This window comes from Glutamicibacter sp. BSL13 (assembly GCF_052928425.1).
In genome coordinates this window covers 1-10,819 of the sequence record NZ_JAVGCZ010000094.1, presented here as the reverse complement: position 1 = coordinate 10,819, position 10,819 = coordinate 1, and the positions used below count along the sequence as shown (strand labels likewise).

Annotated in this window: 12 protein-coding genes; 10 read left to right on the top strand and 2 right to left on the bottom strand. The window is 69.1% G+C overall.

Annotated features, from left to right (window positions below; genetic code table 11):
- Positions 1-373: benzoate/H(+) symporter BenE family transporter (locus RCJ92_RS13115; protein ID WP_446754784.1), on the top strand; the 373-nt coding region annotated here is incomplete at its 5' end.
- A 100-nt stretch (positions 374-473) separates the two neighbouring features.
- On the opposite strand, the gene zapE is transcribed toward RCJ92_RS13115, so the two are convergent.
- Positions 474-1,514, bottom strand: coding sequence for a cell division protein ZapE (gene zapE, locus RCJ92_RS13110; RefSeq protein ID WP_446754783.1), 1,041 nt, complete (start codon positions 1,512-1,514; stop codon positions 474-476).
- A 250-nt stretch (positions 1,515-1,764) separates the two neighbouring features.
- Here zapE and RCJ92_RS13105 point away from each other — a divergent pair, with 250 nt between their 5' ends.
- The 3 genes from RCJ92_RS13105 to ybaK are packed head-to-tail and all read left to right on the top strand — an operon-like array spanning position 1,765 to position 3,630.
- The gene (locus RCJ92_RS13105) at positions 1,765-2,679 is read left to right on the top strand and encodes a sulfurtransferase (protein WP_138177921.1); all 915 of its coding nucleotides are present in this window, start codon (positions 1,765-1,767) and stop codon (positions 2,677-2,679) included.
- A complete protein-coding gene (locus tag RCJ92_RS13100) occupies positions 2,676-3,116 on the top strand; it encodes a SufE family protein (protein ID WP_138177923.1) in 441 nt (146 codons plus the stop codon). The genes RCJ92_RS13105 and RCJ92_RS13100 overlap by 4 nt, the downstream gene beginning before the upstream one ends.
- 10 nt (positions 3,117-3,126) lie before the next feature.
- Complete coding sequence (gene ybaK / locus RCJ92_RS13095) at positions 3,127-3,630, top strand: Cys-tRNA(Pro) deacylase (protein WP_446754782.1); 504 nt, start codon at positions 3,127-3,129, stop codon at positions 3,628-3,630.
- Positions 3,631-3,674: 44 nt separating this feature from the next.
- On the opposite strand, the gene RCJ92_RS13090 is transcribed toward ybaK, so the two are convergent.
- On the bottom strand, positions 3,675-4,907 hold the full coding sequence (locus RCJ92_RS13090) for an alpha/beta hydrolase (protein WP_346922872.1): 1,233 nt from the start codon (positions 4,905-4,907) through the stop codon (positions 3,675-3,677).
- 122 nt (positions 4,908-5,029) lie between these two features.
- Here RCJ92_RS13090 and msrB point away from each other — a divergent pair, with 122 nt between their 5' ends.
- From msrB to RCJ92_RS13060, 6 genes are all read left to right on the top strand, one after another.
- Positions 5,030-5,518 carry a peptide-methionine (R)-S-oxide reductase MsrB gene (gene msrB / locus RCJ92_RS13085; RefSeq protein ID WP_446754781.1) on the top strand — a complete coding sequence of 163 codons (489 nt, stop codon included), beginning with the start codon at positions 5,030-5,032 and terminating at the stop codon, positions 5,516-5,518.
- 194 nt (positions 5,519-5,712) lie between these two features.
- The gene (locus RCJ92_RS13080; protein WP_138177931.1) at positions 5,713-7,086 is read left to right on the top strand and encodes a DUF6421 family protein; all 1,374 of its coding nucleotides are present in this window, start codon (positions 5,713-5,715) and stop codon (positions 7,084-7,086) included.
- A 9-nt stretch (positions 7,087-7,095) separates the two neighbouring features.
- Positions 7,096-7,800, top strand: a complete 705-nt coding sequence (locus tag RCJ92_RS13075) for an SDR family NAD(P)-dependent oxidoreductase (protein ID WP_138926408.1) — start codon at positions 7,096-7,098, stop codon at positions 7,798-7,800.
- A 120-nt stretch (positions 7,801-7,920) separates the two neighbouring features.
- Positions 7,921-8,982, top strand: coding sequence for a threonine aldolase family protein (locus RCJ92_RS13070; protein ID WP_446754780.1), 1,062 nt, complete (start codon positions 7,921-7,923; stop codon positions 8,980-8,982).
- 57 nt (positions 8,983-9,039) lie between these two features.
- Complete coding sequence (locus RCJ92_RS13065; protein WP_138926410.1) at positions 9,040-9,678, top strand: DUF3000 domain-containing protein; 639 nt, start codon at positions 9,040-9,042, stop codon at positions 9,676-9,678.
- Positions 9,679-9,771: 93 nt separating this feature from the next.
- A partial coding sequence (locus RCJ92_RS13060; protein ID WP_446754779.1) for an HRDC domain-containing protein occupies positions 9,772-10,819 on the top strand: 1,048 nt, incomplete at its 3' end.

Below are 10,819 nucleotides of genomic sequence, written 5' to 3'. Positions count from 1 at the left end.
CATCGCCACCCTGGCGGCCGCCTCACCGGCCGGCTTGTTCGAGGCCGCCGCGGGCCTGGCCCTGCTGGCCACCCTGGGCAATGCGCTGATGGGCGCAATGCAGGAACCGGCGTGGCGGTTGAGCGCGCTGGTGACGGTGCTGATCGCCGCAGGCAATGTGACCCTGTTCGGCATTGGCGGGGCCTTCTGGGCGCTGCTGGCCGGGCTGGTGACCCACCTGGTCGTGGAGCGCCCGGCACTGGCGCGCCGGGACAACAGGGGGCAGCACGGCACCGGCAACCCCGATGCCGCTGGGCAGCCGGAACACCGAACCCAGGAACCCGCTACGGAAGCGGAAGCGGCGCAGGACAGCGCACCGCCTGCGGGCGGGTAGCGCAAAGGCCCGCCAACGGTCGCGTCGTTCACGCGATGCGGGCGGGCCTGCTGCGGTGTGCAAAGCCGGCTGCCGCAACACAGGGACCCGGCGTGCGGGGCTATTCGGCGTTCTCGCCGATCTGGCCTTCGCGGGCCAGAGCAGTGAGGCGGGAGACCGCGCGGAAGTACTTCTTCTGGTAGCCGCCGGACATCATCTCCGAGGTGAACAGCTCGCTGAACGGCTTGCCGGAGGCGATGATCGGCACGTCCTTGTCGTAGAGCCGGTCGGCCAGCACCACGAAGCGCAGCGCAATGGACTGGTCGGTGATCGTGTCCACGTTGTGCAGCACCAGCACGTCGGCCTCGGCCAGCAGCTGGCGGTAGCGGCTGGGGTGCACCTTGGACAGGTGCGCGACCAGCTCATCGAAGTTGTCCACCGCCAGCGTCGCGTGCGGGAAGCGCTGCTCGGCGTAGGCCTCGATGTCAGCGTCCTGCAGCGGGTCGGGAGCTTCGGGCAGGCCGCGGTGGCGGAAGTCCTCCCCGTCCACCCGGTGCACGTCGAACTGGTCGGACAGCGCCTTGATTTCGCGCTGGAAGTCCACGGCGGCGAAGCGCCCCTCCCCCAGCGCCCCGGGCAGCGTGTTGGAGGTGGCGGCCAGCTTGACCCCGGCGTCGGAGAGCTCGCGCATCAGCCGGCTCATCAGGACGGTGTCCCCCGGGTCATCGAGCTCGAACTCGTCGATGCACACCAGCTTGTACTGGCTGAGCACGTCCACGGTCTGGCGGAAGGAGAGCGCCCCGACCAGGTTCGTGTACTCCACGAACGTGCCGAACGCCTTCGGCCCCGGGGCGGCATGCCACAGCGAGGCCAACAGGTGGGTCTTGCCCACGCCGAACCCGCCATCGAGGTAGATCCCGTTCTTGGTGGTCTTGGCCTTGCCGAACAGCTTGGCGAACACCGAGCCCTTCGGTTTCTTGCCGATGGAGTCCGCGAACGCCTTGAGCTTGGTCACCGCCTCGGCCTGGGAGGGCTGGGAGGGATCCGGATGGTACGTGTCGAAGGACACCTCGCCGAAGCGGTAGGAGGGGTGGAACCCGGCCAGCAGCTCCTCGACGGAGACGTTCGGTGTCGTTTCCGTCAGGTGGGTAATCGTGGCCATGCGCTCCATAAAGTCCTTCAATCCCGCGCTCGTGTGCCCAAGCGTGCTCAAGTGTGCCCTGCTCGACCGGCGGGCTGGTCCATCGGCCAGTTTACCCCGAACCGTGGTGGGGATTGTGGCCGGATGTGACGTATGACGGCGCGAAATATTACGGCGGGGACTAACCTAGATAGGGAGTCGAGGCTGCTGCCCGCATCCGGGCGTCAGCGCTCCAACCAGCGAACCAAGCAGTTAGGAAAGTGAACGCCGCATGTCGCTCCCCATCGACACGAACCCAGCGTACGCCCAGTACGCCCACCCCGAACGGCTGGTCTCCACCCAGTGGGTCGCCGACCACCTGGGCAGCGACGGGCTGGTGGTGCTGGAATCGGACGAAGACATCCTGCTGTACAACACCGGGCACATTCCCGGGGCCCTGAAGATCGACTGGCACACCGAGCTGAACGACGAGGTCACCCGCGACTACGTGGATGGCGAGGGTTTCGCCGCGCTGATGAGCGCCAAGGGCATCACCCGCCAGAGCACCGTGGTGCTCTACGGGGACAAGTCCAACTGGTGGGCCGCCTACGCGCTGTGGGTCTTCACCCTGTTCGGCCACGAGGACGTGCGCCTGATGGACGGCGGACGGGACAAGTGGATCGCCGAGGGCCGGGAGCTGAGCACCCAGACCCCCACCGTGCAGCCCACCGAATACCCGGTGGTGGAGCGCGAGGACAGCGCCATCCGCGCCTACCTGCCCGAGGTGCTCGAGCACCTGGGCAAGCCGCTGATCGACGTGCGCTCCCCGGAGGAGTACACCGGCGAGCGCACCCACATGCCCGCCTACCCGGAGGAGGGCGCGATGCGCGGCGGGCACATCCCCACCGCGGCCTCCGTGCCGTGGGGCCGGGCCGCCGCCGAGGACGGGACCTTCCGCCCGCGCGCCGAGCTGGAGGCCATCTACCTGGGCGAGGCCGGTCTACAGCCCGGGGACGATGTGATCGCCTACTGCCGCATCGGGGAACGCTCCAGCCACACCTGGTTCGTGCTGCAGCACCTGCTGGGCTTTGAGCGGGTGCGCAACTACGACGGTTCCTGGACCGAGTGGGGCAACGCGGTGCGCGTGCCGATCGTGCGCGGCGCCGAGGCCGGGCAGCTGCCGGCAGGATTCGGGGGCCACGCATGAGCACCATGCCCGACGCGCTGAACGAAATCGTCGAGGAGTTCACCGAGGTGCCCGAGCCCGAACGCCTGGAGCTGCTGCTGGAGTTCTCCCGCGAGCTGCCGGCCCTGCCCGAGCGCCTGGCCGACCACCCGGAACTGTTCGAACAGGTCGTGGAGTGCCAGTCCCCGCTGTTCCTGGTCGTCGAGGTGGCCCAGGATGCCCAGCACACCACCCGGCTCTTCTTCTCCGCCCCGCCCGAGGCGCCGACCACCCGCGGCTTCGCCTCGGTGCTGGCCGCCGGGCTGGACGGGTCCACGGCCGCGGACATCCTGGCCGTGCCCGAGGACATGCCCCAGCAGCTGGGGCTCTCCCGGGCCCTGTCCCCGTTGCGGATGCGCGGGATGAGCGCCATGCTGGCGCGCATCAAGCGTCAGATCACCGAGCAGCTGGGGGCCTAGCACCGCGGCGATGGGAAAGAAGCCGAAACTCATCACCACCCCGGCGACGCTGGCCCTGGGCCAGGCCGGGGTGGCGTTCACCGAGCACCCCTATGAGCATGATGCGCGGGCCACGGACTACGGCGCCGAATCCAGCCGCGCCCTGGGGGCCGACCCGCGCCGGGTGTTCAAGACCCTGATGGCCACCGGCGGCAGCGGGGCCTCCACCGACTTCGTGGTGGCCTTGGTGCCGGTCAGCGCCCACCTGGATTTGAAGGCGCTGGGCAGCGCGGTGGGCCTGAAGAAGCTGGCGATGGCCGACCCGGCCGCGGCCCAACGCCGCAGCGGCTACGTGCTGGGCGGGATCTCCCCGCTGGGCCAGCGCCAGCACAGCCCCACCTTCATCGATGCCTCGGCCGAAGAGTGGCAGACCGTTTTTGTCTCCGGCGGACGCCGGGGGCTGAGCCTGGAAATCGCGCCCCGCGATTTGGCGGCCGTCACCGGCGCCCGGTTCGCGCCGATCGCCGCCGCATAGCCGCCGCATCGCCGACGCCCGCCGGCAGCCTCCCCGCGGGCAGGCTACCGGTGGGCGGTCACCGAGGGCGCCGTCTGCAGCCGCGCTGCCATGAACGCCTCGATCGCGGCGGCGAAACCCTGGGGGTCGACATTCGGCTCCCGGGTGTGCGCCGCCCCGGTGAAGGTGCGCAGCTGCACCAGATCAGGGCGCAGGCGCGCCAGCTGCTCGCTGGGGCCGCTGGGCACGAAGTCGTCGTCCCGGCTGTGCATGATCAGCACCGGGTGGCGCAGCTCCGCGGCGCGTTCCACCCAGTTCAGCCGCTTGAGGTTCACCGGCGCGGCGAGCCCGGTGATCCAGCGCCCGGCCCGGTTGCTCAGCAGCCACTGGGCGAAGAGCCCCACGGTCTGCGGGATGCGGTTCATCCGCGCCTGGTGGGAGAGCACGTCCACCCAGTTGATCACCGGGCCGACCAGCATCAGCGAGTCGATCTGCTCCGCCAGGTAGGAGCGGTCCGCGGTCTGCAGGCTGATCGCCCCGCCCATGGACCAGCCCAGCAGCACGATGCGCTTAGCCTGGTGTTCGATGGCGTAGCGGATCGCGCTTTCCACGTCATGCCATTCGGTGTCCCCCAGCCCGTAGCGTCCGTCGCTGGCATCGGGTGCCACCCCGTCGTTGCGGTAGCTCATCAGCAGCGCGGTGACCCCCAGCCCGCGCAGCGTGGGCAGCGCGCGGATGGATTCGGTCGGACGGGCCCCGCGCCCGTGCACGCAGATCACCCACGTGTCCGGGTGCTCGGTGCCGGGCATCAGCCAGGCCGGGCCGGGCCCGACCTCCAGCTCGAGCTGCACCTGGCGCACGTCGATGCCCACGTCGTTGGGGTGCTCGTAGACGCTGCCCGAGAGGTTGGCCCGCCGCGCCCCGGCCAGCTGGCCGTAGTAGGTGTGCAAGACCTTGCGGGCCACCAGCTTCGGCTTGCCCGGCACCGGTTCGGGCCCGGAGAGGCGCACGCAGCACGCCCCGGCGTGGGTGAACATGCTGTGCTCCCCGGCCGCGGCGGTTTCCGCGTCGCGCACCAGATGCACCCACATCTGCCCGTGCTCGTCGGTGTGGATCGAGCGGATGACGTCCCGTCCGATGCGGCTGTCCTCCGGGGTGACCACGCGGCGGGCGAAGTAGGCGGCCAGCGCGGAGACGCTGGCGGCGACCAGGGACCCGGCGGTGACGCCGATCAGGGTGCCCAGCAGCGTGGCGGGGACCGTCTTGCGCGGTTCAAGGGACTTCACGATCTGGGCCATGGGTTCATCCTCTCAAATGCCCGGCGCAGATTCATCCGGGTTTCCTGCCGTCCGGGCCGGGGTTGGGAGGCGCAGTTGGCCGGTTCGGGGAATCTTCTGCCGCTGCGGCGCGTTAAAGGGGTATGACTTCCAACGATCCTGCTGCCCGTAATTCCGCGACCCCCAACACCGCATCCCCGAACCCCACATCCCCGAACGCCGCCGGCGGCGCGGCGGGGGAAAAGACCGAACTGGACTGGCGCCAGGTGCTCAGCCCGCAGGAGTACCACGTGCTGCGCGAGGCCGGCACCGAACGTCCGTTCACCGGCGAATACTGGGACACCACCACCGAGGGGGTGTACTCCTGTCGGGCCTGCGGGGTCGAGCTGTTCGCCAGCACCACCAAGTTCGATGCCGGCTGCGGCTGGCCCTCGTTCTTCACCCCGCTGGCCGAGGACCGGGTGCGCTACCTCACCGACGAGACCCTGGGCATGAAGCGGGTGGAGGTACGCTGCGCGGCCTGCGACTCGCACCTGGGCCACGTTTTCGAGGGCGAGGGCTTCAACACGCCCACCGACCTGCGCTATTGCATCAACTCGCTGTCGTTGACGCTGCGCGAGGCCAACGCCTGAGCCGGCCGGCGGACCCGGTTGCCCCGACCGCAGGCGGCCAGGGCAACCGGTGTCGATGCCAGATGAGGTGAACGCCACACCAAGCATTAGACCTGCTTTGGCTCAGGCCGTGCGGCATTACGAAAACCTGATTCTGGGCGTAGCGTGAGGGTTAGCAACCACTGATCCCGATCGACACGATGAGGTGAACGTACATGACCCAGAGCCCAGTACATCCACAGGTAAACGCCGACGAACTGGTGAACTCCGATGCCTGGCAGAACCTGAAGGCCGCCGCCACCGAGTTCCAGTCGCTGCAGGTGAAGGACGGCTCGCTGGCCGACGCCAAGGACCTGGGCCGGGCCCGCGAACTGCTGCAGACCGTGATCGCCTCGGTGCAGTCCCTGGCTCCCAGCTTCCCGCACGACGCCTCCTACCTGCAGAAGCTGGTGGCGGACCTGCGCCGCTGGTCCGAAGAGGGCGTGGGCGTTCCGGACTTCCTGGATTCGCTGCTGCAGTTCCAGCCCCAGGGCCAGCGCCAGGACGGGCTGCTGCACCTGGTCGTCTTCCCCATGTACACCCAGAACGGCTCGACCAACCGCCACCTGGAGGCCGTGCTGGTCCAGGTGATGTGGCCGGACTTCATCGCCGAGCTGGAGGCGTCGAACTACTCCAACGCGCTGTTCGTGCCGCTGCGCTTCCTGGACTTCACCCCGGGCTACGACACCAACTCCGCGGTGCTCTTCCCCGAGTCGGTGGCCATCCGCGAGACCCCGTCCTTCACCTGGGGCGCGATCTTCCAGGACCGCGAGGCCGTGCGCTTCCGCAAGGTGCTGAAGGAGGCGGCCGCGGTGACCAACCTTGAGCTGCCGGCGGACGCCGCAGAACTGCTGGAGGACCAGCAGCTGGCCGAGGACACGTTCATCATGTGGGACCTGATCCACGACCGCACCCACATGCGCGGGGACCTGCCCTTCGACCCGTTCATGATCAAGCAGCGCATGCCCTACTTCCTGTACTCGCTGGAGGAGCTGCGCTGCGATTTGACCGCGTTCCGCGAGTGCGTGAAGATCGCCAACGACGCCAAGGCCGATGAGCGCACCGCCAAGACCGCCAAGCTGGTGCAGTACGCGGTGATCTTCGACCGGATCTTCCGCTTTGCCATCACCGGCAGCCGGGTGCGCAACTACGACGGGCTGGGCGGGCAGCTGCTGTTCGCCTGGATGCACCAGAACCACGTGCTGCACTGGACCGACACCAAGCTGTCCATCGACTGGGACGAGGTCCCGGCCGTGGTCTCCGCCCTGGGAGACGCCATCGACGAGCTGTACTGGAAGTCCATCGACCGCCCGAAGCTGGCGCACTGGCTGGCCGCCTACGAGCTGGTCTCCACCACCGTCACCCCGCATCCGGCCTCCACCTGGGCCAAGGGCCCGGACGCGCTGCCGCTGACCGCGCCGCTGCGGGAGATCACCGACCAGGTGATGGACGACGAGTTCCCGCTGTCGATGTTCTACGAGGCGCTGAGCAAGAAGATGAAGCAGACCATCGAGTCCACCCGTGGCATGTATGGCGCCAGCCTCATCTAGGCTCGGGGTATGGATAACACAACTATCGCCGATCGCACGATCCTGATCGCCGGGGCCACCTCCGCCAGCGGGGTGGCCACCGCCCGCGCCCTGTCCGATGCCGGGGCGCGGGTGCTGGTGGTCGGCTCCAACCAGCAGCGCCTGGAGGAACGCCTTGATTTCGCCACGGCCCGCTACCAGGCCGACTTGGGGGACGAAACCGAAGTCCAGTCCCTGGCCAAGCAGGTGCACGACGAGCATGGGCGGATCGACGCGCTGATCCACCTGGTCGGCGGCTGGCGCGGCGGCAAGGGCATCGTCGGGCAGTCCAGCCAGGACTACGACTTCCTGCACCGCTCGGTGATGACCACGCTGCGCAACACCACCCGCGCCTTCTACCAGGACCTGGTGGACTCCCCCGCCGGACGCCTGGCGATCATCAGCTCGCAGGCGGTGGCCACCCCCACCCCCTCGAATGCGAACTACGGGTCGGTGAAGGCGGCCGCCGAGTTCTGGGTCCAGGCCATCGCGCGCGCCTTTGCCAAGCAGGCCCCGCAGGCTGCGGCCGTGATCTGGGTGGTCAAGGCGCTGACCGAGCAGCGCCCGGAGGCCCCGGGCTCGAAGCTGGCCGGGTTCACCCATGTGGATGCGGTCGCCCAGGCGGCCCTGGGGCTGCTGGGCACCAGCGCCGGGCAGCTGAACGGCCGGCGGCTGGACCTGCCGGCGATCGACTAGCACTGCCCGCGCCCACACAACCATCCACCGTGCTGTAGCGTGTCCTTGGAACGAGAATTGGGACACGCTACAGCCGTCTTTTTGAGAGAACCGACTCAAACGCAAAGGATTGCACCGCTAATGAGCATCAGCCACGACACCACCCTGCGCGGATTCGCCTCCGACAACTACTCCGGAGTGCATCCCGAAATCCTTGAGGCGATCGCCCGCGCCAACGGCGGGCACCAGGGTGCCTACGGCGATGACCACTACACCGCCAAGCTCGATGAACTGGCCCGCGAAACCTTCGGCTCCCAGGCCGCGATCTTCCCGGTGTTCAACGGCACCGGGGCGAACGTGACCGCCCTGCAGTCGCTGCTGCCGCGCTGGGGTGCGGTGATCTGCGCCAGCACCGCGCACATCAACGTCGACGAGAACGGCGCCCCCGAACGCATCGGCGGCATGAAGCTGCTGCCGGTGGAGGCCGAGGACGGCAAGCTGACCCCGGAGCTGATCGACCGCGAGGCCTGGGGCTGGGGCGATGAGCACCGCGCCCAGCCGCTGGCCGTGTCGATCACCCAGGCCACCGAGCTGGGCACCGTCTACACCCCGCAGGAGATCGAGGCGATCACCTCCCACGCCCACTCCAAGGGCATGCGGGTGCACCTGGACGGCTCGCGGCTGGGCAACGCCGCGGCCAGCCTGGGGGTGCCGCTGCGCGCGCTGACCACCGACGTGGGGGTGGACATCGTGTCCCTGGGCGGCACCAAGAACGGGATGCTGCTGGGCGAGGGCGTGCTGACCCTGCACACCGAACTGGCCGCCGACATGAAGTACCTGCGCAAGATGAACATGCAGCTGGGCAGCAAGATGCGCTTCATTTCCGCCCAGCTGCTGGAGCTGTACGGCACCGATTTGTGGCACCGTTCGGCCTCCCACTCCAACGCCATGGCCGCGCTGCTGGGCCAGGCCGTGCAGGGCTCGCAGGGCGCCGAACTGGTCTACCCGGTGCAGGCCAACGGCGTCTTCGCCCAGCTGCCCAACGCCGTGGCCGACAAGCTGCGCGAGACGTTCCGCTTCTACGACTGGGACCGCGCCGCCGGGCACGTGCGCTGGATGTGCTCCTTTGACACCACCGAGGATGACGTGCGGGAGTTCATCGCGGCGCTGAACAGCGAACTGGCGGCCCACCACGCCAAATAGGTCTTCCCGGCGTGCCGTAACCCAACCCCGGTTACGGTGCGCCTTAGACTCGGAAATGTGAACCGCGAGCAACAGCAAAAGCCCGTTCCCCAGGCCTTCCGCCGGGCCCTGGAGGAACTCTCGCGCGCCAAAGTCCGCCAGGAGCTGCGCATCGCCGAAATCCCGGCGCCGCTGCGCCTGGCGCCCTACGCCCTGGCCCTGAGCGGCGAGGTGGAACAGCATTCACGCTCACTGCACGGCCAATACGGCCAGGAATTCGCCAAGACGCCGCTGCTGGAAGAACACCATTCCCTGGCCACCGGCCGCTTCGTGCTGCTCTACGACCCGGCCAGCCAGGACCTGTGGAACGGCACCTTCCGGGTGGTCACCTACATCCGGGCCCGCATGGAAGAGGACATGGGCCAGGACACGATGCTCTCCTCCGTGGCCTGGAGCTGGTTTGAGGACGCGCTGCGCGGCCGGCAGGCCGGCTACCACTCGGCCGGCGGCACCGCCACCCGGGTGATTTCCGAATCCTTCGGGCAAATGGCCACCGACGAGACCAGCGTGGACATCGAACTGCGGGTCTCCTGGTCCCCCGCCACCGAGGACCTAGGGGCGCACCTGAGCGCCTGGGCGGACATGGTCTGCACTTTTGCCGGGCTTCCCCCGCTGCCCGAGGGCGTCGAGCAGCTGCCGCTGCGCCGCCTGAGCTAGCCTGCCGCGGCGCGGCACACACCGGGGCGCGCCGTGCCCGCTTGGTCACCTTTGCCCCGCCACCACCGGGCCCGGTCGTAGAATGGGGCTATCATGAGCAGTCCTGAACCCACCTCCAGCGCACACCCCACCCCCGTCTCCGCCGCCAACGGCGCGCCCGCCGACCCCGTGAAGGGGCCGCAGCCAGCCGAACCGGTGCTGGTGCCGCTCAGCGCCCCGAGCGAGGGCATCCCGGAAGTCATCAACACCGCCCCGGGCCTGAACCGGGCGATTCGCGCACTGCGCGGCGGGCAGGGGGCGCTGGCCGTGGACACCGAGCGGGCCAGCGGGTTCCGCTACGGACAGCGCGCCTTCCTGATCCAGCTGCGCCGCGAGGGGGCCGGGACCTGGCTGATCGACCCGGAGGAGCTGGACACGCTGCAGCCGCTGGCGGACTTTGTGAACAGCGAGGCCTGGGTGCTGCACGCCGCCACCCAGGATCTGCCCTGCCTGCACGCCGAGGGGCTTTACCCCGATGAACTCTTTGACACCGAACTGGCCGGGCGGCTGGCCGGATTCCCGCGCGTGGCGCTGGGCACCATGGTCGCGCAGCTACTGAACCTGAAGCTGGCCAAGGAGCATTCGGCCGTGGACTGGTCCACCCGCCCGCTGCCCGAATCCTGGCTGAACTATGCGGCGCTGGACGTGGAGGTGCTGCTGGATCTGCGCGAGCGCATGGAGGCGGTGCTGGCCGAGCAGCACAAGCTGGAGTTCGCGCGCCAGGAGTTCGAATACGTGCGCACCATGCCCGAGGCCGAACCGCCGGCCGAACCGTGGCGCCGGCTTTCGGGGATCCACAAGCTGAAGAACCGCCGGGCGCTGGCGATCGCCCGCGAGCTGTGGCTGGCCCGTGATGCCCTGGCCCGCAGCCGCGACGTCGCCCCCGGGCGGCTGTTGTCGGACTCGGCGATCATGGTGGCGGTGCAGCACCGTCCCAGCTCGGTGCCGCAGCTGCTGCAGATCCCCGGCTTCCATGGGCGCAGCGCCAAGCGCGACGCCCCGCGCTGGCTGGATGCGATATCCCGCGGCAAGCGCACCCAAGACGTGCCGGATCTGCGCCAGGGCGGCAATGGGCTGCCCAACCCGCGGGCCTGGACCGAGA